Source organism: Corynebacterium lemuris (assembly GCF_024919295.1).
Classification (GTDB): domain Bacteria; phylum Actinomycetota; class Actinomycetes; order Mycobacteriales; family Mycobacteriaceae; genus Corynebacterium; species Corynebacterium lemuris.
The window spans coordinates 254,098-280,041 of sequence record NZ_JANWTC010000002.1 but is presented as its reverse complement, the minus strand read 5'-3'; the positions used below and the strand labels follow the sequence as shown (position 1 = coordinate 280,041).

Below are 25,944 nucleotides of genomic sequence, written 5' to 3'. Positions count from 1 at the left end.
TCAGCCGCCGAAACCGTTGAGGGTGTTCTCCACCGTCGCGGCCGTGCGGAAGACCGCACCCCAGCGCAGGGGCGGGGCTCCGGCGTCGCGGCCAAAGGCCTGCTCCACCAGCCCGCAGGTCTCGTACTCGACACCGAGACGTCGGGCCACGATGTGGCTGACCAACGCGATCTCCCATTTCGGGGCGTCTTCGTCGATGCCGGTCTCCGGATCCTGGGCCAGCGACCGCAGCACCAACTCCTCGATGGCCGCCAGGGTCAGGCTCTGCCCCGCCACGGGGATGACCTCCAACCGGTGGTGCGCCTGCCCCCCGGCCTCCGGGGTACCCGGCTCCGCACCCGGCAGATAGGGGATGATCCGCTCACGCCACAGGTTGCGCAGCATCTCCACTTCCCGCCGGGGGATGCGCCCCTCGAACTGCGGCAGAGCGGGGGCATCCGCCGGTCCGGGCCGGAAGAGCGCGAGGTTCTCCGGCTCCGGTTCCGCCTCTGACTCCAGGGCGGAGAGCCGGTCGGCGACGACGACATCATCACGCAGGAGATAGTCGACCGCCCGCCCCTGGGAGCTGGGCACCACCATCGCCTGGGCGTCCGGGCGGGGCACCCAGCCACGGACCTGCCACTCCTCCACCGAACGCAGCTCGATGGTCCCCACCCAGGAACTGCGCGAAGGATCCCCGACCACAGCACTCCCCCACCGGCGGTAGAGCGCCCAGCCCAGCGCCAGCGCGGTGGGCAACGGGAACCGGCCGTTGGCGGCCACGAAATCCACCATCCACCGCTCGACCACCTCCTGCTCCGCGGCGGTCTGGCTGTCGGCCAGTTCCTGGTCAATCTCCCGGTAGGGGTCCCTGACCAGCACCGGTGGGGCGACACGCGTGTGCCCGGTCGTGGCGGCCACCGGGAAAGCGGGATTCGGCAGGCCCTGCAGCAGATCCTCCATCACCTGGGCGGTCTCCAGGGCCCGGCTCCAGTCGATCTCGTCCGGGACCGCCAGGTCCTCGGTGTCCTGCGGGACGCCGAGTCCCAGGCGGAGCCCGGCAAGGTGGCTGACCACCGCGACCTCCGTGTCCGGGATCTGCTCGACGAGTCCGCTGCCCCGGGAAATGCCCTCCCGGCGGCCCTGGATGAGCGCACCCAGCAACCGGGCCAGGAGAACGAGCACCCGGTGCACCACAGCCGGGCCCTCAAGATCGCGGCTGATGATGATCCGGTGGCAGGCCCCGTCACGGTCGAGCTCTGGGACAGGCTGACACTGGTGGTCGGGTCCCGTGCCCTCAATCCACCCCGCCGAGGTATGCCCGCTGCCCTCCGCCCACTCCAGTACTGTGCCGATACGCCACAGGTAGGACAGTGCCGACCGTTCCCGCCTGCCCAGGTGCGGTGCGAACTCCACCAGCGTGGGGGCCAGCTCATGCGGCTGTGCGGGCTCGGCCACCGCAGTGTGGTCGATGGTGCCGACCAGCTCCTCGTCGGCGAGTTCGACGTCGAAGAGCAGGAAGAGTTCCAGCCGGCAGCCGTCGATGGTGTTGAGCACGATGGGGCGGGTGCCCTCCGGCACGCGGTGGCCGTCAGCCTCCCACTCCTCCCGGGTGGCGGGCAACGGATTCGTGGCCCACGTCTCGCCGTGGCTCTCCCGGAGGATGTCGGTGCCCCAGCGGCCGATCAGCTGATCCCCGATCTGCGCGGCCGCCGTCACCGGGAAACGCGGATTGGACACGAGGAATTCGAGCAACCACCGACGCACCAGCACCCGGTCCTCGGGATGGAGGAAGTGGTTCAGGTGTGAGCTGATAGCGTCGTAGGGTTTCAACAGTTCTCCTAGTAGCCGTGGTTTATATGCTTAGTTCAACATAAGAGACCGACATATTTAAGCTGAATACCGAAGACCACACCCCGGCTACCCCCTGCACGGGGTCAATCGTTGACCTGATAACGGTGGCCCAGCAGCGTTCCCTCCACGGCACCGGCGACATCAAAGACCAGCGCCCACCGCAACCCCTCCGGGACAGGCATGTCCGGCAGGCTCAACCACACCGCCACACCCAGGCCCGGGGGTACCTCCAGCCGCAGCCGGCGGGCCGCCAGCCAGGCGGCCATCTCCAGCTCCAGCGGACTGGCCACGTCCATCGCATGGGGCAGCTCCACCTCCGGGTCCTCCAGGGTCCCGGTCAGGTAGAGGACGAGCAGATGTGTCACCATTTCCAGCACCCGGTCCATCACCTCACGCTGCATGAGGAAGGGGTTGAGGTTGAGGTGGAAGAAGATCTCCCCGCCGTAGATCTCGGTCTCCTCCGGATCCTCCAGATCAAGGTGGCGGTCGAGATCATCCGGCAGGTCCGGTTCCCACCGCACCAGTCCATGGACCTCCGTGATCCGGCCGAACATCGCCCGCTCCCGCTCCCCGACATGACCGGCGAACTCCGCGAAATCAGGTACCGGGCACTCCGGCTCCCCGACCTCCCGGTACTCCACCGGCGCCACCCGCTCCGCCAGGCAGGCACCGGGGACATCCTCCGGCAGGAACAGTTCGATCTCCGCCCCGTGGGAGCCGGGCACGGTGACCGGCCGGGCGAAATCAGCCGGGAAGAGCCCGTCAAGGGACCATTCCAGTTCCGTGCGCAGCGGGACCCGGCACAACCGGTCCCAGTTGCGTTCATCGGCGATCGCCCAGTGTCCGTAACGGCGCGCCAGCTGTTCTCCGGCCACCACCGCCTGGGTGGTGTCCAGCTGGACGTTGACCGCCACAAATTCCAGCAGCCACCGTTCCACCACCCGCCGGTGCTCCGGATCCGTGATCTGCCGGATCTCACGGGCGGTGAGGACGAGGTGCCTGATGGGATTCATGGCAGTTATTCCACCACAGGAATCCCGGTGGAGATGACGAACACCCCCGTCTCCACCACGAAGGGGAGAACGGGGGTGTCAGTCAGGCAGTGTTAGTCGCGCCCGCCGCGGAAACCACCACGGTCGCCGCCACGGTCGTCACGGTCGCGCCCGCCGCGGAAACCGCCACGGTCGTCACGGTCGCGCCCGCCACGGTAACCACCGCGGCCGCCGCCACGGTCATCACGGTCACGGCCACCGCGGAAACCGCCACGGTCATCGCGGTCGCGCCCGCCACGGTAACCACCACGGTCGCCGCCGCGGTCATCGCGACGCGGCGGACGGCCACCGGTGTCCGGCTCAATGTTGATCAGCTGGCCGGAGATGCGGGTGTCGGACAGACGGTCCAGAACACCCGGATCCATGTTCTTCGGCAGCTCGACCAGAGTGTGGTCGATGGCGATGGTGATGCGGCCGAAGTCCTTGCTGGACAGGCCACCCTCGTTGGCCAGGGCGCCGACGATGGCACCCGGACGGACGTGCTGACGCTTGCCCACCGCGAGGCGGTAGGTGGTGAAGTCACCGTCGCGCTCGAAGCGGGAACCGCGGTCGCCACGGTCCTCGGAACGTCCACCACGACGGTCGTCGCGACGATCACCGCGCTCAAAGCGGTCGTTACGCTCGCGACGACGCTCCGGCGGCAGATCCTTCATCAGGAAGTCGGCGCCAGCCTGGGCCTGGGCGGCCAGGGCTGCGGCAACGTCCTCGAGCGGAACGTCCTTCTCTTCGGCATAACGCTTGATCATCTTGCGGAACACGTCCAGCTGATCAGACTCGAGGGCCTCGGTGATGCTGTCGGCGAACTTGGCCTTGCGGGCCTCGTTGACGTCATCGACCGAAGGCAGCTCCATCTCGGTGAGCGGTGCCTTGGTGGCGCGCTCGATGGCGCTGAGCATGCGACGCTCACGCGGGGTGACGAAGAGGATCGCCTCGCCGGTACGTCCTGCACGGCCGGTGCGGCCGATGCGGTGGACGTAGGACTCGGTGTCATTCGGGATGTCGAAGTTGAACACGTGGCTGATGCGCTCGACGTCCAGGCCGCGGGCCGCGACGTCGGTGGCAACCAGGATGTCCAGTCGACCGTCCTTGAGCTGATCGACCGTGCGCTCACGCTGGGCCTGGGCGATGTCACCGTTGATGGCGGCGGCGGAGAATCCGCGGGCGCGCAGCTTCTCGGCGATCTCCTCGGTCTCGTGGCGGGTGCGCACGAAGACGATCATGGCCTCGAACTCGGTGACCTCGAGGATGCGGGTGATCGCATCCAGCTTGTTGCGGTGTGCAACGTTGAGGTAGCGCTGGGTGATGTTGGTTGCGGTCCGGGTCTCGGACTTGACCGTGATCTCCTGCGGGTCGTTCAGGTACTGCTTGGAGATGCGGCGGATGCCGTTGGGCATCGTCGCGGAGAACAGCGCGACCTGCTTCTCGTCCGGGGTGTCCCGGAGAATGCGCTCGACATCCTCCTGGAAGCCCATGTTGAGCATCTCGTCCGCCTCGTCGAGGACGAGGAAGCGCAGACGGGAGATGTCCAGGGAGCCCTTCTCCAGGTGGTCGATGACCCGACCCGGGGTGCCCACGATGATCTGGGCGCCACGGCGGAGACCGGAGAGCTGGATACCGTAGGCCTGACCACCGTAAATCGGCAGGACGTTGATCCGGCCCAGGTGGTCGGCGAAGGACTGGAAAGAATCCGCAACCTGGAGCGCGAGCTCACGGGTCGGTGCCAGGACCAGCGCCTGCGGCGAACGGTCCTCGATGTCGATGCGTGCCAGGACGGGCAGCGCGAAAGCCGCCGTCTTGCCGGTACCGGTCTGTGCGAGACCGACCACATCGTTGCCCTCCATGAGGACAGGAATGGTTTGAGCCTGAATGGCGGAGGGGGTTTCGAAACCCACCTTCTCCACCGCACGGAGGACAGCGTCGGGCAGGCCCAGGTTCGCGAACCCGTTGCCCTCACCCTTCTCCCCTGAGGCTTCTTTGTTATCTGCGTCAGCAGTCTTTTCGTTGTCAGCGTTGTCCGGGACCTCGATGTCGGTCCCGGAGTCGGCAGCCTCAGAATTATCCGCGTCCCTGGTGTCCTGATCCGCCTTGGCCGGCGCGTCGGGATCAACAACATCCTCGACAGTCAGCGGCCCGGTGGAGGCGGATGCAGCTTGCGCTGCGTCACCTTGCGGGTTTTCCTGAGATTCCGACAGATTCATGTCATCCGGCTCGTTCACGCCGCCGGTGGCGTTATCGGTAATGCTCATTGCCTGCCCAGCGTACTCGACTCCAGTCCAAAAAACCATTTCATGAGGGGTGTTCTGCGTCGCATAAGCGACTGGTGACATGTCCGCTCACCACAGCCGCTTATCGACGCCGCCGGGCCCCCACTTTCCGCCCTAACCGCGGCGTGCTCCCCGGGGGAGGGATGCAGCCCCGGTTCCCCGCGGCACCAGCCTGCTCAGCTGGGTGACGTGCCGGGGTCCGAGTTCCGCCAGTTCGGAGACCTGGAGCAGCTGCATGGTCCGGCGGATCTGTTCGCTGAGGATGTCAATGGTCCGTTCCACCCCGGCCTCACCGCCGGCCATGAGGCCGTAGAGGTAGGCGCGGCCGATGAACGTGAATTTCGCACCCAGGGCAATCGCCGCGACGATGTCCGCGCCGTGCATGATGCCGGTGTCCATGGTGACGTCGATGTCATCACCCACTTCACGGGCCACCGCCGGCAGCAGGTGGAAGGGGACGGGCGCCCGGTCGAGCTGACGGCCGCCGTGGTTGGACAGGACAATGCCGTCCACACCCAGGTCGGTGAGCTGCTTCGCGTCCTCCAGTGTCTGCACTCCCTTGACCACCAGTTTCCCGGGCCACAGGGCACGGATCTCCGTCAGATCGGAGAACTGGATCGAGGGGTCCATCGCCGAGTTGAGCAGTTCCCCCACCGTGCCGCCGGTCGACGACAGGGAGGCGAAGCTCAACGGTGGGGTGGTCAGGAAGTCCCACCACCACCAGGGCCGCGGGATGGCATCCAGCACGGTGCCCAGCGAGAGCTGCGGCGGGATGGAGAAACCGTTGCGTTTATCCCGCAGGCGGGCCCCGGCCACCGGGGCGTCCACGGTGAACAGCAGGGTGTCGAAGCCGGCGCGGGCGGCGCGCTCGACCAGGCCGAAGGAGATCTCCCGTTCTCGCATCACATAGAGCTGGAAGAAGTTGCGGCCCTGCGGATTCGCGGCGCGGACGTCCTCGATGGAGGTGGTGCCCAGCGTCGATAAGCAGAAGGGGATCCCGGCGCGGCCCGCTCCCCCTCCGTCTGCATGAGGCGGGTGAAACCGGTGGGCGCGATGCCGAAAGGTAGTGCGGAGGGACCGCCGAAGACCTCACAGCTGGTGTCCACCCGGGAGACGTCCCGCAGGATTGAGGGGTGGAATTCGATGTCCTGGAAGGCCTGGCGGGACCGGGCCATGGAGATCTCCTCATCGGCCGCACCGTCGGTGTAGTCGAAGGCGGCGGCCGGGGTGCGCCAGCGGGCCAGGTCCCGGAGGTCCTCGATGGACTGGGCGTTGCGCAGGCGGGTCTGCCCCACGCGGAGGGAGGGGCGCCGGAATTTCAGCAGCTGGAAGAGCTCGCTGGGTTGCGGTAACTGGCGCTGCATCCTGACCATGACGGGTTCCTTCCCTGGAGAATAACGTCTACCAGGATCCTAGAGGTCCACGAGGATCAGCGTGGCCGGGTAGAGCGGTCGCGCTCCTCGAGCGCAGACTTTTGAGAGGAACCTCCGCGCAGGGTCTGGGCGGATTCTCTTCCACCGTCCCCAGGTCTAAGGTGTTACCTGGCTTTTCCCCTCTTTCCCAGTACCGGCAAAGGACCTGTCCATGACCGAAACTCCGACGGCGACGTCCACGACCGTCGTCAAGCGGCCCGGCCTCAAGGCCCGGCACATCCACTTCATCGCGCTGGGTTCGGCCATCGGCACGGGCCTGTTCTACGGCTCGGCCGGCGCGATCCAGGCCGCCGGCCCCTCGGTGCTGCTGGTCTACCTGCTCGGTGGCGCGGTGGTGTACTTCATGCTCCGCGCGCTGGGTGAGATGGCCGTGCGCATGCCCGTCACCGGTTCCTTCGCCGAGTACACCCGCGCCCACCTGGGCGGTTGGGCCGGCTACATCACCGGCTGGATGTTCGCCTTCGAGATGATGATCGTGTGTCTGGCGGACCTCACGGCCATCGCCATCTACATGCGCTTCTGGTTCCCCGACACCCAGCAGTGGATCTGGGTGGCGGCCACCCTGCTCATCGTGGGTGCGGCGAACCTGGCGAGTGTGCGCAGCTTCGGCGAGCTGGAGTTCATCTTCACCATCATCAAGGTCACCGCCGTGGTGGGCATGATCATCGGTGGTGCCGCCATCCTCGCCTTCGGGCTGGGCGATTCCGCGCACAACGTCGGCCTGGACAACCTGGTCAATGACGGCGGCTTCTTCCCCAACGGTTTCGAGGGCATGATCGCCGCCTTCATCCTCGTGCTCTTCGCCTTCGGCGGCACGGAGATCATCGGCGTGGCCGGCACGGAGGCGGAGGACCCGGAGAAGGCGATCCCGAAGGCCGTGAACACCGTGCCGGTGCGCATCCTGCTCTTCTACGTCGGCGCGATCCTGGTCATCCTGGCGCTCAACCCCTGGCGCACGATCACGGGTGAGGAATCGCCCTTCGTGCAGATCTTCTCCGCCCTCGGCGTGAACTGGGCCGCGGCCCTGCTCAACGTCGTGGTCATCACCGCAGCGCTCTCCGCCATCAACGCGGACCTCTTCGGCGCCGGCCGCGTGCTCACCGGCCTGGCGAAGCAGAACCTCGCCCCGCGGGTCATGGCGAAGACCCTGCGCGGCATCCCCGTGATGACCACCGCCATCCTCCTGCTCACCCTCGTCGTGGGCACCGCGCTCAACGCCATCCTGCCGGAGCGGGTCTTCGAGATCGTCGCGGCGCTGGCCACCTTCGCCACCATCTACGTGTGGCTGATGATCCTGCTGGCGCAGGTCGCCTCCAGGCGCCGCATGTCCCCCACCGAGGTCGCCGAGCTGAAGTTCCCGGTCCCCTTCTGGCCCTACGGGCAGTTCTTCGCCATCGCCTTCATCATCTTCACCTTCGGCATCATGATCTGGCTGGACCAGTACCACCTGGCGCTGGGTGTGGGCGTCGGCTTCCTCATCCTCATGACCACGCTCTACTACGCCACCGGCCGGCCCAAGGTCCAGGGGATGGCCCTGTGAGCGCGAAGAAGTCCGGGCAGGATCTGAGCGAGGCGAAGGCCTGGCTGGAGCAGGTCTCCGGGGAACTCGGCCTGTCACCGGCGGTCATCGAGGAACTGCTCCATGACCTGCTGGATCTGACCCGCGATGTGGCCCACGGCCCCTCCCGACCCGCGGCACCCCTGACCGCCTTCCTCGTGGGCCTGGCCAGTGGCCGCGCCCTGGCGGCGGACGCCCCGGATGAGGGGACCGTGGCTGAGTCCCGCGAGAACATCGCCCGGGTCCTCGAACTGCTGGACAAGCTCTCTACATAGCCCCATTCGGCGGCTACCATGGATTCATGGTCACTCCGCATCAGGTTTCCGCCGTCAACCCCGTCGCCAATGAATTCGACAACCCGAAGGTCACGAAGCGATCGAAGTCCGCCGCCGGACTGCCCGGTGTCTACCACGCGATGCAGCACGCCATCCCGGCGCGCGGCCTGCTGCCGCTGCTGACGATGAACAAGCACGGTGGCGTGGACTGTCCGGGTTGTGCCTGGCCCGAGCCTGCCCAGGGGGACATCGGGGTGGTGGAGTTCTGCGAGAACGGCGCGAAGGCCATCGCGGAGGAGACCACCCCGGACCGCGCCGGCGTGGATTTCTGGGCGCAGCACACCGTGCAGGAGCTGCGGGAGAAGACCGACCACTGGCTGGGCAAGCAGGGGCGGATCACCGCCCCCATGCTCTATGACCGTTCCAGCGGGGATGAGCACTACCGTCCGGTCAGCTGGGAGGAGGCCTACCGGATCATCGCGGAGCAGCTGAAGGAGACGGAGCCGGAGGAGGCCATCTGGTACACCTCGGGGCGTGCCTCCAATGAGGCGGCGTACATGTTCGGCCTGCTGGCCCGACGCCACGGCAGCAACAACCTGCCCGACTGCGGCAACATGTGCCACGAGTCCACCGGCTCCGCCCTCGGTGAGACGCTCGGCCTGGGCAAGGGCTCGGTGACCATGAACGATTTCTACATCACCGACCTGATGATCTCCGTGGGGCAGAACCCGGGCACCAACCACCCGCGCGCGCTGACCGCCTTCCAGAAGTGCAAGGAGAACGGCGGGAAGATCCTCGCCATCAACCCGATCCCGGAGACCGGCCTCATGGCCTTCTCCGAGCCGCAGTCCGTCAAGGGTGCGCTGGGTATCTCGGAGAAGCTGGCGGATGAGTACCTGCAGATCCGTCTCGACGGCGACCGCGCCTTCTTCCAGGCCCTCAACCGCGAGCTGATCCGCCGCGACGCCATCGACCATGAGTTCCTGGACAAGTTCTGCTCCGGCGTGGAGGAGACCATCGCGCACCTGGACAGCCTCGATGATGCGGAGCTGCTGCGCGGCTGCGGGCTGACCATGGCGGAGATCAAGAAGGCCGCGGACATGGTGGAGAAGTCCCGCAGCGTGATCGTCAGCTGGACCCTGGGCGTGACCCAGCACAAGAACGCCGTCTACACCATCCGGGAGATGGTCAACTTCCTGCTGCTGACGGGCAACATCGGCAAGCCCGGTGCCGGTACCGCTCCCCTGCGCGGCCACTCCAACGTCCAGGGCAACCGCACGGTGGGCATCTGGGAGAAGATGCCGGAGCGCTTCCTGCAGGCACTGGAGGACCACTTCGGTTTCGATGTCCCGCGCGAGGACGGCCTCGACACCGTTGATGCCCTGCGCGCCATGTGGGAGGGCAAGACCAAGTTCTTCATGTCGCTGGGCGGCAACCTGGTGCGCGTCGCCTCAGACACCACCCGCCTGGAATCGGCCATGAGCCAGCAGGAACTGACCGTCCATCTGTCCACCAAGCCCAACGGCTCGCATGCCTGGCCCGGTGAGAAGTCCCTGATCCTGCCGGTCAAGGCGCGTACCGACGAGGACGTCCAGGCCTCCGGCCGCCAGCAGATCACCGTGGAGAACTCCGTGGGCATCGTCTCCGCATCGGTGGGCAAGCGCCGCGCCAACAAGGACCTGGACCTGCAGGCCGAGCCGGAGATCATCGGCAGGATCGGCCACCACACCTTCGGCGATGACTTCTGGATGCCCATGGTCAACGACTACGGCGTGGTCCGCGACCACATCGAGGCCACCATCCCCGGCTTCGAGGACTACAACCGCCGTATTGAGGAGCCGGGCGGCTTCGCCCTGCCCAACGGCCCCCGCGAACGGATCTTCCACACCACCACCGGCAAGGCGCAGCTGACCGTCAACCAGACCGACGTCATCGAGCTGCCCGAGGGCCATCTGCTGCTGCAGACCGTCCGCTCCCATGACCAGTTCAACTCCACCATCTACGGCCTCGACGACCGCTACCGCGGGATCAAGAACGGCCGCCGCGTGGTCTTCGTCAACCCCGAGGACGCCCGCGAGCGGGGGCTGCGCGACGGCGACCTGGTCGACATCGTCTCCGTCTTCCGGGGCGAGGAACGCCGCGCTCCCAGCTTCCGGGTCGTGGAGTACCCCTCCGCCCGCGACTGCGTGACCACCTACTTCCCCGAGGCCAACGTGCTGGTGCCCATGGATTCCGTGGCCGAGCTGTCCAACACCCCGGTCTCCAAGTCCGTGATCGTGCGCCTGGAACCCCTGGGCACGCGGGCGGAAGATTTCGCTCCGGAAAAGGCGGAGGCGAAGTAGATGGGGCGGATCACCCGCGACTTCGCGGTCACCCGCGTGAATGTGGAAGCCGACGGCACCTGGTCCACCGACACGCGTGCCGACACCGTCGCCGGTGAGGAACCACTGGAGCTGCAGGTCAACGGCACCACGCTGACCACCACCATGCGCACCCCGGGCCATGACATCGAGCTCATCCACGGTTTCCTCCACGGCGAAGGCCTCATCCAGGGGAAAGCGGATGTGGCGGAGGCCCGCTACTGCTCCGGCACGGACGCCTCCGGACAGAACACCTACAACCTGCTCGAGGTGGAACTCGCCCACGGGGTGGCCACCCCGGGCCCCGAATCCGTCCGCGCCGTGACCACCACCTCCGCCTGCGGAGTGTGCGGTTCCAGCTCCATCGAGCAGATCATGGGCAAGCAGACCCACCCGATTAAGCCGATCGAGCTCGACCCCCGCGTGGTCATCTCCCTGCCGGAGAAGCTCCGCGCGGGGCAGAAAGCTTTTCGACGCACCGGCGGCATCCACGCCGCCGGCGCCTTCACCCTCGAGGGCGAGCCGGTGGTCATCCGCGAGGACATCGGCCGGCACAACGCCGCCGACAAGGTCATCGGTTCCCTCCTGCTGGCCGACCGGCTACCCGCCGAGGATCTGATCCTGGTGATGAGCAGCCGCGCCTCCTTCGAGCTGGTGCAGAAGGCCGTCATGGCCGGCTTCCCGGCCCTGGTGGCCGTGTCCGCAGCCAGTTCCCTGGCCGTGGACCTGGCCCGGGAGGCCGGGATGGCGCTGACCGGTTTCACCCGGGACCAGCGCTTCAACCTCTATTCAGGGGCACTCAAGCCGGCGCCTCAGGCCACCCTCTCCGCGCCCCGGTAGGTCCGCCAGGTCAGGGGCATGCCCGGTCGGTAGGCCAGGTCGATGGTGTGGGCGGTGTCCAGCACGTGCAGGTCCGCTGCCGCGCCGACCGCGAGGGTGCCCTTGGCTGGCCGGCCGTTACTGTCCAGCCCGCCGCCGACATCATGGCGCCGTAGTGCGCGCGCTCCACCGACGGTGGCGGCGTGGATGGCCTCCTCCAGGGAGAGGAACTGCTGCAGCACCGCGGTGCCGACGCAGAAATTCATCGAGGACGTGTATGAGGTGCCCGGGTTGAGGTTGGAGGCCAGGGCGATGTGCGCGCCGGCGTCCAGAAGCTGTCTGGCCGGGGCCAGGGGTTGGCGGGTGGACAGATCGCAGGCCGGCAGCAGCGTGGCCACCGTCTCCGATCCGGCCAGGGCCTCCACGTCGGCGTCGGTGATGTAGTTGACGTGGTCGACGCTGGCGGCACCGAGCTCGACAGCCAGCTGGACACCGGGTCCGTCGCCGAGCTGGTTGCCGTGCACCCGCAGGCCCAGGCCGCGTTTTCTGCCCGCTTCGAGCACCCGGCGCGACTGCGCTTCGTCGAAGGCCCCACGCTCGCAGAACACGTCGATCCAGCCGACGTGGGGGGCGACGGCGTCGAGCATCTCGCCGACGACGAGGTCGAGGTAGTCACCGGTCTGCGCACCCGGGGGGACGAGGTGGGCGCCGAGGAAGGTGATCTCGTCGACGTGACGGGCGGCGATCTCGGCTGACAACCGCTCGGAGGCGACGTCCAGGCCGTAGCCGGTCTTGGTCTCCAGGGTGGTGGTGCCCCCGGCATGCGCCGCGCGGATGCGTTCGAGGAGCAGCTGTTCCAGGCGCTGCTCCCCTGCCTGACGGGTGGCGGACATGGTCACGGCGATGCCGCCCGCGGCGTAGTCCGCGCCCGCCATGCGGGCCTCGAACTCGCCGGAGCGGTCGCCGTCGAAGATCATGTGGGTGTGGGAGTCCACCCAGCCGGGCAGGACAGCGCGGCCGCCCAGATCCACCTCCTCATCGGCCGCCGGGGCGGTTGCGGCCTCCCCCACCCAGGTGACCTGACCGTTCTCAGCGAGCAGTGCCGCGTCGTGGAGGGTGCCCAGCTCGGAGACGGTGCGCAGTTCCGAGATGCCGGTGAACAGGACGGCCGTCATCTCAGCTCTCCCGGGACTTGAAGGCCATGGGCACGCGCACGCCCCGCTCTTCGGCGACCTCGGCGGCACGGTCATAACCGGCGTCGAAGTGTCGGATCACGCCCATGCCGGGGTCGTTGGTGAGCACTGCCTGAAGCTTTGCGGCAGCCAGCTCGGTACCGTCGGCGACGCTGACCTGGCCGGCATGGATGGAGCGGCCGATGCCCACGCCGCCGCCGTGGTGGATGGAGACCCAGGTGGCGCCGGAGGAGGCGGCGGTCAGGGCGTTGAGCAGGGGCCAGTCGGCGATGGCGTCGGAGCCGTCGAGCATGGCCTCGGTCTCGCGGTAGGGGGAGGCGACGGAACCGGAGTCGAGGTGGTCGCGGCCGATGACGATGGGTGCCTTGACCTTGCCCTCGGCGACGAGCTTGTTGAACAGCAGTCCGGCCTTGGCGCGGTCACCGTAACCGAGCCAGGCGATGCGCGCCGGCAGACCCTCGAATTCGACGTACTCGCCGGCGGCGTCGATCCAGCGGTGCAGGTGCTCGTTGTCGGGGAAGAGCTCCTTGATTGCCTCATCGGTGACACGGATGTCCTCCGGGTCACCGGACAGGGCCACCCAGCGGAAGGGGCCCAGGCCCTCGCAGAACAGCGGGCGGATGTAGGCGGGGACGAAGCCGGGGAATTCGAAGGCGCGGTCGTAGCCGGCGTGGCGGGCCTCGTCGCGGATGGAGTTTCCGTAGTCGAAGACCTCGGAGCCCTCGTCCTGGAACTCGACCATGGCCTTCACCTGCGCGGCCATGGATTCGCGCGCCTTGACGGTGAAGGCCTCCGGGTCGGCGTCGGCCTCGCGCTGCCAGTCCTCCAGGGTGACACCAAGCGGCAGGTAGGCCAGCGGGTCGTGGGCGGAGGTCTGGTCGGTGACCACGTCGACGTGGATGTCGCCGGCGCGGTGACGGCGCAGCAGCTCGGGGAAGATCTCGGCGGCGTTGCCCACCACGCCGATGGACACGGCCTCGCCGGCGGCCTTGGCCTCGTTGGCGCGGGTGACGGCGGCGTCGAGGTCAGCGGCGATCTCGTGGAGGTAGCGCTTGGCCTGGCGGCGTTCGAGGCGGGTGCGGTCGACGTCGACGACGATGCAGACACCTCCGTTGAGGGTCACGGCCAGCGGCTGGGCACCGCCCATGCCGCCACAACCACCGGTCAGGGTGATGGTGCCCTGCAGAGTGCCGTCGAAACGCTTGCGGCCCACGGCGGCGAAGGTCTCGTAGGTGCCCTGGAGGATGCCCTGGGTGGCGATGTAGATCCAGGAGCCGGCGGTCATCTGGCCGTACATCATCAGGCCCTCGGCCTCGAGGCGGCGGAACTCGGGCCAGTTGGCCCAGTCGCCGACGAGGTTGGAGTTGGCCAGCAGCACGCGCGGCGCCCAGACATTGGTGCGGAAAACGCCGACCGGCTTGCCGGACTGCACCAGCAAGGTCTCGTCCTCCTCGAGATCGCGGAGCGTATCGACGATCGCGTCATAGGCCTCCCAGGACCGTGCGGCACGACCCGTGCCGCCGTAGACCACGAGGTCCTCGGGGCGCTCGGCGACCTCGGGGTCGAGGTTGTTCATCAGCATGCGCAGGGGTGCCTCGGTCTGCCAGCTCTTGGCGGAAAGCTCGGTGCCGCGGGCGGCGCGCACGAGTCGGGTGGAGGTCGTCATGAAGGGGATCCTTTCGGGTTCGGGCAACCGTTCCGGCAGGTGTCCTCCCCGTCGATCCGGCCGGGGCCGGGGCTGTCATCGAGCGGTGGGGATCATCTGCCGGGCTGTGCTGCCTGCCATGTTCCTGCGCTCAGAGTAAGGCGGATCACATGCCGAATCGACAGGGAAAACTACCTCAGTGTCCGGGATACGAGACTCCTCCACCGGGCTTCAGCGGCCGTAGATCCGCCCGGACAGGTGCCGTGCGGTGCGTGCCAGATGCGCCGCGAGCTCGGCCTTTGTCGTTTCATCGACGTCCCGGGAGACGGGGTAAGTCACCGTCAGCGCTGCCGCCGGGCGGGAGAGGTGGTCGAGCACCGGCACCGCCAGGCTGCGTTGCCCGCGGCTGACCTCCTCGATCTCCTCCGCGAAACCCTGCTCCCGTACACGGGCCAACTCCGCCCGGAAATCCCGCCAGGTGCGCGTGCCGGTCTCCGCGGTGGCGAAGGCGGCCCGGGCCTCCACCTCCGGCAGCGCCGCGAGCATCGCCTTTCCCGAGGCCGTGCGGTGGGCCTGCAGCCGCACCCCGATGTCCGTGACCAGGGAGACCGCTCCCGGGCTGCGGTGCTCGTACAGGTAGACGATCTCGGAGCCCGACATCCGGGCGATGTGGCCGGAGCCCTGCACCAGCTCCGCGGCCGTGTCCACCAGCTTCGAACCGAGCCGGACCAGCGGCTGCTGGGTGGTGTACGCGTTGGCCATGGCATAGGCCGCCAGCCCCAGGCCGAAGGTCTGCTCCTCCGGCAGGCGCACCACATAACCTGCCGTCTCCATCTCCGCGAGCAGGTGGTAGGTGGTCGAACGCGGCAGATCCAGCTCGGCGCGGATCCGCGCCGCGGAGATCGGCACCCCCACCGTGGTCAGCAATGTGAGAATGCGCAGCGTGTTGCGCGCCGCCGGTACCTGCGTCATCAGCCAGTCCCCTTTCCTGCCGGAGTCTCGGGAGCCGGACCGGGCCCCGGCCGGGGCGGTGCCGGACCGCTCCATCCCCTCGTATCCTACGAGGCATGACCTCCATCAACAGAGATTTCCCCGCCAGTGCCTGGACCGGCCGCGACGACGGTCCGGGCCCCGAACACGCCCGCTGGCACTCCGTGATCGGCCCGCTTGCTGGCACCCCCGGCGTGGCCCTGCTGGGTTTCGCCTCCGAGGAGGGCGTACGCCGCAACAACGGCCGCCTCGGCGCGGCCGAAGGGCCCGCCGCCATCCGCTCCGCCCTGGCCTCACTCGCCGTCCATGACGGCATCCCCCGCTACGATGCCGGCACCATCACCGTCGAGGGCGAGGACCTCGAGGGCGGACACGACGCCCTGAGCGATGCCGTGGCCGAACTCAGCCGGGCGGGCCACCTCGTGGTTGTTCTCGGCGGCGGACACGAAACCGCCTACGGCACCCACCGCGGACTGCGGGAGGGACTGGGTGCCGCCCCCACCATCGTCAACCTTGATGCCCACTTCGACCTGCGCGCCGCCGAACGCCCCAGCTCAGGCACCCCCTTCCGCCAGCTCGCCGAACTCGCCGGACCGGAATTCTCCTATGCCGTGCTCGGCATCTCCCGACCCAACAACACCCGCGCGCTCTTCGATACCGCCGTCGAACTCGGGGTGCGGGTGGTCACCGATGAGGAACTGATGTCGCTGTCCCCCGCCCAGGCCGCTGAACAGGCGCTGCAGGCGGTGGCAGGCCACGAACACATCCACCTGAGCATCGACCTGGACGTCCTGCCCGCCGACATCGCACCGGGCGTGAGCGCCCCGGCGGCATTCGGTGTGGACATGCCGCGCATCCAGGCGATCACCCGGGCACTGGCCGCCACCGGCCGGCTGCGGCTCATCGACGTCGTCGAGCTCAACCCCCGCTTCGATGTCGATGCCCGCACCGCCCGTGCTGCCGCCCGGTTGATCGAGGATGCCGTGCACGCCCTGCCGCGTTAGCCCGCGGACGCGAGAAGACCGGCTCCCTGTGGCAGGGAGCCGGTCTTTTCCGTGTGCCGGACCGTCAGAACAGCAGATGGGCGATCGGGGTGGTGATGAGGATGGTCAGGGCGACCCGCTCGAACCAGAGGATCACCATGTGGGAGACCTTCAGCGGGATGCGGGTGGCCATGATGCAGGGCACCATCGCGGAGAAGAAGATGATGGCGCTGATACAGACCACGCCGATGACGAAGCGCAGGACCATGGACTCCTGGTCGGCGACAATGCCTGCGGGCAGGAACATCTCGGCGATGCCGACGGCGGCAGCCTTGCCGGCCAGCAGCGGCTCCGGCAGGCGGACAATCCAGGCGAAGGGGTAGAAGAGGTAGCCCAGCCAGTCGAAGATCGGGGTGAACTTGGCCAGGAGCAGGCCACCGAGGCCGATGGACATGATCGACGGCGTGATCGCCGAAGCCATCCGGATGCCATCGCGCAGGTTGAGCAGGACGGCGTCCTTGAGCGAGGGGGCGGCGCGCAGGACCGCGAGCGATTCATCCCAGGCGGCCCGGAAACGGTTGCCGGTGACCTTCTTCTCCGGCTCCGGGGTCGCTCCCGGGAAGTAATCGTCCGGGATGATGCTCAGGGGAGGGATTCGGACCGTGATGGCGGTGACCAGGAAGGTCACGAACAGGGAGACGAAGAAGTAGGTCAGCCAGTGCTCCATCAGGCCGAGGGAGTTGGCGACGATGACCATGAAGGCGGCCGAGACGGTGGAGAAGCCGGTGGCCACGATCGCGGCCTCCCGGGCGGTGTAGCGTCCGGCCTGGTACACGCGGTCGGTGATGAGCAGGCCGATGGAGTAGCTGCCGACGAAGCTGGCTACGGCATCGATGGCCGAGCGGCCCGGCGTCTTCCAGATCGGGCGCATGATCGGCTGCATGAACACGCCGACGAACTCGAGTAGACCGTAGCTGACCAGCAGCGCCAGGAAGACGGAGCCGATGGGGACGATCAGACCGACCGGAACCGCGATGGAGTTCCAGAGGAAGGGCGCCAGGTCCGGCTCCGCCAGGAAGGCGGGCAGCGCGTCAAAGACGATCATCAGGGCGACGATGAGGCCGAAGACGTTGGCCACCGTGAACACAGCCGCCATCGGACCGTTGCGCCAGTTGCGGTTGATGATCCCCCTGGCAGTGCCGTAGATGACCAGGGCGAGAATGAACCACGGGACCAGCGGTCCCAGGTACTCCCGGACCATGGTGACCATGTGGTCCAGCGGGATGGAGCTCTTCCCCTGGTAGGTCATCGGGAAGAAGAACACCACGATGCCGATTGCGCTGTAGACGAACAGACGCCAGATACCGCGCGGCTTCGCGGTGGCCTCGTGGGTGCCCTCGATACGGGTGTCAGCGGGAGTCGTCATCGTGACCACCGGCCGAGAGAAGAGGGATATGACCAACGCATTGGGGGTCTCCTGCAAGGAATGGGAGATGTCCGGGTGACTGTCATGAGCGCAGCGCACGGCAACAAGGCCATGTTCACCGGGAGCGAATCTCCGGGAATGGTTAGTGCGAACTTCTTGTGCGCCCACGCGACAGCCTGCGTAGGTGGCTCAAACTTAGCGCGACCTGACAGATATGTCCAGCGTCACAAGGCGCCGCCGCTCATGGAGCGGGTCACCGCCAGTCCCCACCTCTGCGCTGTGACAAGACCCCTGTGCTCACCGGCGCAGTCCATGGTGCAGCGACGATAGAGACCATCTAAAGTGCGATTCCCCCGATACCAGCACCTGCCTGCTGGCATCGGGGGAAACTGACAGGACTCAACGTGTCAGTGCGTAGTCCTTGGACTCTCTCATCACCAGGCCCGTGACAAGGGTGAAGCCGGCGATGATGATCATGTAGATGATGAACCAATCTCCCCGACCGTTCTCCGTCAGCCAGGCATTCAGGTACGGGGCGGTGCCGCCGAAGAGTGCGGTCGACAGGGACAGCGTTCCAGCGACACCAGCAGCGCGGACATGGGTGGGGAGGGCCTCTGCCCACACCGCCCCGTTCACGCCGAAGAGCAGCGCCAAACCGGCCAGGGAGATGATCATCGCGGCCAGCAGTGCCGCAAAGCTCCCGTCCACCAGGTGATATACCGGCCAGGTAAGCACCACGAACACGGCGCCGAAGGCAATCACCAGCGGTCTTCTTCCGATCCTGTCCCCCAGCAGACCCGCCCCCAGGATCAGGAACAGGAAGGCGACCTGGGCGATCAGACCGGCGGTCAGCGAGCTTGTGGCGTCCTGACCGAACTCCACCCTGGAATACGTCGGGAGATAAATGAGCCAGGTGTAGAACATCAGGGAGCCACCTGCCGAAACCCCGAAGATGACGAACAGGCCTCGTCCGTAGGAGAGCAACCCGGCACGGTGCTTCGGTTCACCCGGCACCTCAGTCTTGCCCTCTGCAGCGACATCCTCGGCCTGCTCCTTGAAGGCGTCAGTTTCCACCAGGTTCCTGCGCAGATAGAGCGCGTACAGTCCCAGAGCTGCACCCACACCAAAGGCGATCCGCCATCCCCAGGACCCCATCTGCTCCTCGGAAAGCAGACCATTCATCAGCAGCCCCATGAGGGTCGCCAGGATTGTGCCGATCACAACGGAAACCCAGGAAGTGCTACCGAAAAATGCCCTTCGCCCCTTTGGAGCCCGTTCCACGAGATAGGTGACAGAAGTCCCCATCTCACCACCATGGGCCAGACCCTGGAGCAGACGTGCAGCCACCAGAATTGCGGAAGCGAAGATACCGATGTTCTCGTAGGTCGGGGTCACCGCGATGATGAGACTGCCCAGGGCAGTGAGCATCATGGCGACGAACAGCGCCTGCCGGCGTCCCACCCGGTCGGCGAAACTGCCGAAGAGGTAACCGCCAATAGGACGGGCCACGAAACCGACGGCGAAGACTGCGAGTGTTGCCAGGAACGCTGAGGTTGAGTCATCCGGGTTGAAGAATTGCACTGCGAAATAGGGCGCAAAGATGGTGTAGATATTCCAGTCATACCATTCGAGGGCATTGCCGAAATTTACCGCGAGAAGGTCACGGACCCGCCGTGACGTACGCGGCTTAGTCTCCACAGCTGGGACACTCATTTTGGTGTGCCTTCCAGTCCCAGCCGGGCGTCCGCATCGGCTCCGGGAACCCGCATTTCAAAAGTCTCCCTGACCACGGTGTAGTCGAAATATCCCAGCCTGGCGATCGGCTGAATCCGGGGAATATCCAGGCGTCCGTCCGGGGTGAGGGCGTCGTCGTCGATATGAATTTTCTCAACCCGGGCAAAGACGATATCGATGGATCCCACAGCAGAATCGCCCTTCAGGCGGTGGGTGGACAGGTACCGGCACTCAAATTTCACCGGGGATTCTTTCACCATGGGAATGGGGTGATTGTCGGCGTACTCCTTGGTCACATCGAGATGGTCCCACTCGCTCTCTCCCGGTCCCAGAGCCATCGCTGACTTGTTCACTTCTTCCCGCAGGTCCCAGGTCGCCATATTCCAGACGAACCAGCCTGTGCGCTCAGCATTGAGGACAGTGTCTTTCCGGCGTCCGTCGGGATACTGATTCGCTGAGAACATCACCATCGGGGGATCGAAGGTGAGATTCTGCCACTGACTGTAGGGGGCGATGTTTTCCAGACCGTCTTCGCTGACGCTGGAGAGCCACCCGATCGGCCGGGGGACAGTGCTGCTCTTGAAGGGAGAATAGGGCAGCCCCGAGGACTCCACACAAGGGTTGTACTTCACGATGCCTCCATTTGGTGATCCAGGACACTTACTGGAGATGACGCTACGTCGTATATCCAGAATATTCAATAGATATACGGAAAATATTGTTGGATCAGTCTGCGATCACCGACAATGGAAGGATGACGAAAGCTGATGATGCCTACGACTACCTGGCAGACCTGATCGAACAAGGGACCCTGGCCCCCGGGTCCTCCTACACCGAATCCGCCCTGATCGAGATGTCCGGCTACGGCCGCACCCCCCTCCGGGAGGCGGTGCAGAGGCTGACGCGCGACCACCTGGTCGCCACGAGTACGGGTGCCGGGATCGTGGTGCCCTCAATGAGTGTCGATGACCAGCTGGGCAGGTTAGAAATCCGACGTTCCCTGGAGGCTCTGGCCGTGGTCCTGGCTTCCCAACGAGGATCCGGGGATGAACTTGCCGGACTCAACTCGCTCAGGGAAAAGCTCACTGCCCAAACTGAGCCCCGAGGATACCTGGACACGCTTCGTCGAACCCACCAGCTGATGTGCGTGGCCGCCCATAACGATTATCTTGCGGAAATCATGCGCCCCCTGCACGTTTTATCCCGCCGTTTCTGGGGGGTGAATCTCACGGACGCCGCTACGGAGATTGACCAGGGAAAGACTCTCCACAAAGTGATTCTAGAAGCGGTAGCGCGTCGTGACGCAGCTGCTGCGCAGGAAGCCTCCATTAAGCTCAATGACTACCTCGTGGAATCAGCACTGGCTGTGGCTTCAAGACGCGCCCAGGAAGGACATATCGCCCCTGTAACCATGATCGGGAATGGTGTCGCAGGCTGAGGATCCTGAGAGTCGGAACATGGAAGCATCAGATCCCCGGTGATATTCTCGGATCGCAGTTCCCCGTGCACGGTCAGCCTGTGGCGACGGGGTGATGCCGTCGCAGCGAGGTGAGCTATCGCGACCTGAGAGGCATGAGGCCCCCAACCCGGCATGCCGGTTGACGACATCACGAGCTCCCGGCTCGTCCAGAGGGAAGCCCACAAGCCGCATCAACCCGCTTCTCGGCCCAGGAATGGGACCGGTCGCCGGGTCAGGAGAAGGGCGACGAAACCTTTCGCCGTGACCCACGGCCACCTAGCACGTTCCTCGAAGAACGCCGTGGAGCTGGCCCGCGAGGCCGGAAGGGCAATACCCCCACCCCACCCCGAATGATTGTCATAATGACCTGCCAAATATAGTGTGCACCTCATCACAGATGCGACTTTGCTGTGATGCATTTCCTCTAATGATTCCCCTCCCCCAAGGAACGTCCGTGGCTATTACACTCCGCAAGCTCTCCTCCGTGCTCACTGTCCCCGCCCTCGCCTTGAGTGCGCTCGTCGCCTTCTCCCCCGCCGCCCAGGCAGCCACCGTCAACGTCGACTGCAACGCCGGCGGCAACCTGGCGCAGGCGGTTCTCGGTGCCGCCGACGGCGACACCCTCCAGGTCTCCGGCACCTGCGACGAGACCGTATTCGTACCGCGTACCTCCACGAACCTGACCATCGATGGCGGCGGCACCGCGACCATCGCGGGCCCCGACGCCTCCGCCCCGCCGACCGGCCCCGCCTCCTTCACCTTCTTCGTGGAAGGCACCGGCCTGACCCTCAAGGGCATGACCATCACCGGCGGCGCGCACGCAGTCCATCTCTCCGGTCCAGCATCGGCCACCATCCTGGATAACACCATCACCGACAGTGCCGGTGCCATCCATCTGGACAAGGACTCCACCGGTCAGATCGGCGGCAACACCATCGTGAACAACCTCGGCTACGGCATCAACATCCAGGAGAACTCCTACGCCCGCATCGGCTTCACCGCCCCCACCCGCGGCCACCTGCCCAACGTGATCAAGGACAACCAGGGTCCCGGCATCATCGTCAAACAGTGGTCCGGCGCCTGGATCTCCGGCAACGAGATCACCGACAACGCCGGCCACGGCGTCGAGGTCGACCGCGGCTCCCACGCCGAGATCTACGATAACGACATCAGCAACAACGCCGGTGACGGTATCCGCGCCGCCAACGGCTCCGGCATCAACTTCGAGCCGATCAACAGCGAGGCCCCCTCCCAGGTGAAGGGCAACACCACCCACACACCGAACCGCGACCACGGCCTGGTCTGCAGCACCGGTGGCTACGTCGCCGGCGAGCGGGGCAGCCTCAACGGCAAGCGCGGCGCCGAGCTTATCGACGCCGGGTGCGTCACCGACCGCAAGACCGGACAGCCGGTCTTCGGGCTGTCTTCTTAACTGAAGCTTTACGCTCTGTACTGTTTTTCGACGCCTCATCCTTCTCATCTCAAAGGAGGAGGCATGGGGCGCATACGGCAGAGAGACTCTACTCTGCAAGAAAGAAACCCCTGCTCACCGTGTTAGCATAGGCCGATCCAGCTGTGTGAACCGAGGAGCAATGATGAAGAAGCGCATCAACGTAACAGGGGCAGTTCTGACTGACGGGGACAAGGTTCTCGCTGCTCGGCGGGGACCGGGGAAAGCACTTCCGGGTTTCTGGGAATTTCCGGGTGGCAAAATTGAATCCGGAGAAACTCCAGAAGAGTCACTTGCTCGGGAATTAGAAGAAGAATTGCTCTGCCAGGCGGCTGTAGGCGAATTCATCACCACTACAGAATATGAGTATGACTTCGGCATCGTCGTTCTCTCCACCTATTTCTGTACTCTTGTTGAAGGAGAACCACAGCTCACTGAGCATGAGGAGATTCGATGGGTCCCTGCAGCGGAGCTCCACACTCTGAACTGGGCTCCGGCCGATATCCCAGCAGTCAAAATCATTACTGAGCAGCTCGGGTAATGAGCCCGTTAAACACCGCGCTCGGTCAAGATACTGTCTTCGGCTTTCTTGACGCAGCTACCCACTCCGATCACCTTTTAAATCCTCTTCTTATCGCTAACAACGATGAAGAAAAAATGTTGCACGCGATACGGCAAGAGCTATCAAATGCAAAACATTTCGTATTCTCTGTCGCATTTATCAGCAGTCGAGGAATTGCGTTACTAAAGGAAGCCCTCCTCCAGTTCAAAGGAACTGGAGAAATCATCACCTCCAACTACTTGGACTTCAATGACCCTGTAGTCTTCCGTGAGCTCCTCTTGCTGAAAAACGTACGAACTTTCATTCACGAAGATGTTGATCGCGGATTTCATGCAAAAGGATACGTCTTTCATCGAGAAGACGCCGTCACAGCCATCGTAGGAAGTTCGAACCTCACCGATAATGCTCTTTTAGTTAATCAAGAGTGGAATCTCCGCTTTTCTGCGTTTCCTGACGGTGATATCGCTCTACAGTTGAACGACGCAGTTGACCGGCAAAAAGACCGTTCACAAGAGCTAACTGAAGACTGGATTTCCGACTATGAGCAACATCGAAAATTCCACCCTCAACTTTCCCACAGCACTAATTCTTCCCTCCAGGCTCCCCTTGCAGGGCAGATCTACCCGAATGACATGCAAATGCGAGCGCTCGAAGCAATTCAAGAACTCCGCAACCTCGGTGAAGATAAGGCAGTTATCATTTCTGCCACAGGAACAGGAAAAACGATCCTCGCAGCTTTAGCGGTCCGCGCCGCAGAACCGAAGCGAGTTCTTTTTATTGCACACCGGGAGCAAATCCTGAACAAAGCAATGATCGAATTCCAGCGAGTTCTGCAAGAAGGGGAGGATCGGTTTGGAAAGCTTGTCGGTTCCACTCGCCAGACAAGCCGAAAATATCTCTTCTCCACAGTACAGTCCTTATCTCGTGACGGAACCTTGGAAACATTTGCGCCAAATGCCTTCGACTACATCGTCATTGACGAAGTCCACCGCGCAGGCGCGGAGAGCTACCGTCGAATAATCGACCACTTCACGCCTTCATTCCTATTGGGTCTGACTGCGACACCTGAGCGTACCGATGGTTTCAACGTCTTCGAGCTTTTCGACTACAACGTCCCCTTCGAGATTCGCCTGCATGAGGCCCTTGAGGAAAAAATGCTCGTCCCGTTTCATTATTACGGCGTCACGGATTTCATCAATGATGACAACGAGACGATTGATGATGTTGCACAACTGTCCAACCTGGTTGCTGAAGAGCGCGTAAAACACATCTTAAAGATACTTCAGCGATACGGCCATCCCTCAAATGTTAGGGGACTGATGTTCTGCAGTAGGAAAGAAGAGGCTCACGAACTTTCCAGCTGGCTCAATCGTTCCCACCTCAATGGACGAGTACTGCGCACGAAGGTTCTCACCGGAGAAAATTCTTCAGAAGAACGCGAGCTCGTCATCCAGGAACTTGAAGATCGTGAGATCGACTACATCTTGACCGTTGACATTTTCAATGAAGGAATTGACATCCCTCCAGTCAATCAGGTGGTCATGCTCCGTGGAACTCAATCTAGCATCATTTTTACGCAGCAGCTTGGGCGCGGCCTTCGCAAAGCACCTGGCAAAGACCATCTGCGCGTTATAGATTTCATCGGTAACTACACAAATAATTACCTAATTCCTATCGCACTTTTTGGAGATAACTCACGAAACAAAGATTCAATTCGAAAGAATCTCCTAGATAATAACTCGACAAATACTATTGCCGGGGTCTCTAGCGTAAATTTTGATGCTATTGCTCAGGAGAGAATTCTAGAGTCTTTAAGTAAAGCACGTCTCATCGGAAAACAGATCTTCAAGCGCGATATTCAGCAACTTATCAATCGCTTAGGTCGCTTGCCCCAACTTTTCGACTTCGCACGCTTCGACACAGTTGACCCTGTTCTAATTGCCTCACAGTACGAAAATAGTTCTAAACCAAAGAGTTATTGGAGCCTTCTTAAAGATTTAAAGCTAGTACAGCAGGGTCCTACGCCCGAAGAAGCATCTCTCTTGCATTTCTTGTCAGACGAGATCCTGAATGGAAAGCGACCCCACGAGCTTCTACTCCTTCAACAACTCCTTGATCGAACTGCGCTAACGCGTAGCGAATTTTCCGAGTTGTTAGAGTCAAAAGGAGCGAAGTCAGATGATTTGACTCTCGATTCGGTAGAAAACATTCTTTCGCTTTCCTTCTATACTGATGCTCAAATAAAAAAGTTCGGCGGTTCACCCCTGATCGTTGCCAACCCTAACGGTTATCAGCTCAGCAGCACTTTCCGTCGTCTTTACGAAGCCACACCCTCACCTGGCTGCATACCGGAAGAGAGTTTCCAAGAACATGTCAACGACATTATCAAGACTGGCCTTTTTCTATCCCGGGAGCGAGGATACTGGTCTGGAGACCTCAAAGCAGGATCGATGTATTCTCGTCGCGAAGTCTGTCGGCTGCTTAATTGGCCCAAGAACCATGAAAGTACTTTGTACGGATACAAAAGAGACGACGTTTCTTCCACTTGTCCAATCTTTGTTACATATCATAAGGATGAAGACGTAACAGAAAGCACTAAGTACGGAGACGAGTTCATTAGTCCCCAAGCAATGCATTGGTATAGTAGAAGCAAACGCACGCTCCACAGTAACGAACTTAAACCGATTATCAATAATGAAGACGACCTTCATCTCTTTGTAAAGAAGGATGATGCCGAAGGAAAGGATTTCTACTATTTAGGGAGAGTCCAATCCAGTAACCACGAAGACCAGAAAATGCCCGGAGGTGAGGGAAGTATGCTGGATGTCGTAACAATGGATCTGAATCTAGTTAGCCCTGTAGAACAGAGTCTCTACGAATATCTGGTTCGAAGCTCTTAAACAGATAA

At 63.9% G+C, this 25,944-nt stretch carries 18 protein-coding genes and 1 pseudogene; 9 read left to right on the top strand and 10 right to left on the bottom strand.

Annotation, left to right across the window (positions count from 1 at the left end):
• The 4 genes and pseudogenes from NYP18_RS04690 to NYP18_RS04675 form a co-directional block, all read right to left on the bottom strand.
• Window positions 1–1,812, bottom strand: coding sequence for a hypothetical protein (locus NYP18_RS04690; RefSeq protein ID WP_259427018.1), 1,812 nt, complete (start codon window positions 1,810–1,812; stop codon window positions 1–3).
• Between the two features lie 104 nt (window positions 1,813–1,916).
• Complete coding sequence (locus tag NYP18_RS04685) at window positions 1,917–2,846, bottom strand: hypothetical protein (RefSeq protein WP_259427017.1); 930 nt, start codon at window positions 2,844–2,846, stop codon at window positions 1,917–1,919.
• Between the two features lie 92 nt (window positions 2,847–2,938).
• On the bottom strand, window positions 2,939–5,131 hold the full coding sequence (locus NYP18_RS04680) for a DEAD/DEAH box helicase (RefSeq protein ID WP_259427016.1): 2,193 nt from the start codon (window positions 5,129–5,131) through the stop codon (window positions 2,939–2,941).
• 132 nt (window positions 5,132–5,263) lie between these two features.
• Window positions 5,264–6,522, bottom strand: a pseudogene (locus tag NYP18_RS04675) (alpha-hydroxy acid oxidase).
• A gap of 211 nt (window positions 6,523–6,733) precedes the next feature.
• Between NYP18_RS04675 and NYP18_RS04670 the strand changes: the two are divergent.
• The 4 genes from NYP18_RS04670 to fdhD are packed head-to-tail and all read left to right on the top strand — an operon-like array spanning window position 6,734 to window position 11,615.
• Window positions 6,734–8,122, top strand: coding sequence for an amino acid permease (locus NYP18_RS04670; protein WP_259427015.1), 1,389 nt, complete (start codon window positions 6,734–6,736; stop codon window positions 8,120–8,122).
• Window positions 8,123–8,166: 44 nt separating this feature from the next.
• Entirely contained in the window at window positions 8,167–8,415 is a 249-nt protein-coding gene (locus NYP18_RS04665) for a DUF6457 domain-containing protein (RefSeq protein ID WP_439648052.1), read from the top strand.
• Window positions 8,416–8,441: 26 nt separating this feature from the next.
• A complete protein-coding gene (locus tag NYP18_RS04660; protein ID WP_259427013.1) occupies window positions 8,442–10,757 on the top strand; it encodes an FdhF/YdeP family oxidoreductase in 2,316 nt (771 codons plus the stop codon).
• A complete protein-coding gene (fdhD, locus tag NYP18_RS04655) occupies window positions 10,758–11,615 on the top strand; it encodes a formate dehydrogenase accessory sulfurtransferase FdhD (protein WP_259427012.1) in 858 nt (285 codons plus the stop codon).
• Here fdhD and hutI read toward each other — a convergent pair.
• From hutI to NYP18_RS04640, 3 genes are all read right to left on the bottom strand, one after another.
• A complete protein-coding gene (hutI, locus tag NYP18_RS04650) occupies window positions 11,588–12,769 on the bottom strand; it encodes an imidazolonepropionase (RefSeq protein WP_259427011.1) in 1,182 nt (393 codons plus the stop codon). The two genes, fdhD and hutI, sit on opposite strands and share 28 nt — an antisense overlap.
• 1 nt (window position 12,770) lies before the next feature.
• Complete coding sequence (gene hutU, locus NYP18_RS04645) at window positions 12,771–14,453, bottom strand: urocanate hydratase (RefSeq protein ID WP_259427010.1); 1,683 nt, start codon at window positions 14,451–14,453, stop codon at window positions 12,771–12,773.
• 210 nt (window positions 14,454–14,663) lie between these two features.
• Entirely contained in the window at window positions 14,664–15,404 is a 741-nt protein-coding gene (locus tag NYP18_RS04640; RefSeq protein WP_259427009.1) for an IclR family transcriptional regulator, read from the bottom strand.
• Window positions 15,405–15,499: 95 nt separating this feature from the next.
• On the opposite strand from NYP18_RS04640, the gene hutG reads away from it, so the two are divergent.
• On the top strand, window positions 15,500–16,426 hold the full coding sequence (gene hutG, locus NYP18_RS04635) for a formimidoylglutamase (protein ID WP_259427008.1): 927 nt from the start codon (window positions 15,500–15,502) through the stop codon (window positions 16,424–16,426).
• Between the two features lie 64 nt (window positions 16,427–16,490).
• Here hutG and NYP18_RS04630 read toward each other — a convergent pair whose 3' ends face one another.
• From NYP18_RS04630 to NYP18_RS04620, 3 genes are all read right to left on the bottom strand, one after another.
• Window positions 16,491–17,831, bottom strand: a complete 1,341-nt coding sequence (locus NYP18_RS04630; protein WP_259427007.1) for a YjiH family protein — start codon at window positions 17,829–17,831, stop codon at window positions 16,491–16,493.
• 399 nt (window positions 17,832–18,230) lie between these two features.
• Complete coding sequence (locus tag NYP18_RS04625) at window positions 18,231–19,544, bottom strand: MFS transporter (RefSeq protein WP_259427006.1); 1,314 nt, start codon at window positions 19,542–19,544, stop codon at window positions 18,231–18,233.
• Window positions 19,541–20,197, bottom strand: a complete 657-nt coding sequence (locus tag NYP18_RS04620; protein ID WP_259427005.1) for a flavin reductase family protein — start codon at window positions 20,195–20,197, stop codon at window positions 19,541–19,543. The genes NYP18_RS04625 and NYP18_RS04620 overlap by 4 nt, the downstream gene beginning before the upstream one ends.
• A 122-nt stretch (window positions 20,198–20,319) precedes the next feature.
• On the opposite strand from NYP18_RS04620, the gene NYP18_RS04615 reads away from it, so the two are divergent.
• The 4 genes from NYP18_RS04615 to NYP18_RS04600 all read left to right on the top strand — a co-directional run bounded on the left by NYP18_RS04615 (window position 20,320) and on the right by NYP18_RS04600 (window position 25,936).
• Window positions 20,320–21,003: a GntR family transcriptional regulator gene (locus NYP18_RS04615; protein ID WP_259427004.1), complete on the top strand. Its 684-nt coding sequence runs from the start codon at window positions 20,320–20,322 to the stop codon at window positions 21,001–21,003.
• A gap of 475 nt (window positions 21,004–21,478) precedes the next feature.
• Window positions 21,479–22,456: a NosD domain-containing protein gene (locus NYP18_RS04610; protein ID WP_259427003.1), complete on the top strand. Its 978-nt coding sequence runs from the start codon at window positions 21,479–21,481 to the stop codon at window positions 22,454–22,456.
• A gap of 163 nt (window positions 22,457–22,619) precedes the next feature.
• Complete coding sequence (locus NYP18_RS04605) at window positions 22,620–23,015, top strand: (deoxy)nucleoside triphosphate pyrophosphohydrolase (RefSeq protein ID WP_259427130.1); 396 nt, start codon at window positions 22,620–22,622, stop codon at window positions 23,013–23,015.
• Window positions 23,015–25,936 (top strand): DEAD/DEAH box helicase, encoded by a 2,922-nt coding sequence (locus NYP18_RS04600; RefSeq protein WP_259427002.1) that lies wholly within the window; start codon window positions 23,015–23,017, stop codon window positions 25,934–25,936. The genes NYP18_RS04605 and NYP18_RS04600 overlap by 1 nt, the downstream gene beginning before the upstream one ends.
• Window positions 25,937–25,944: the final 8 nt, after the last annotated feature.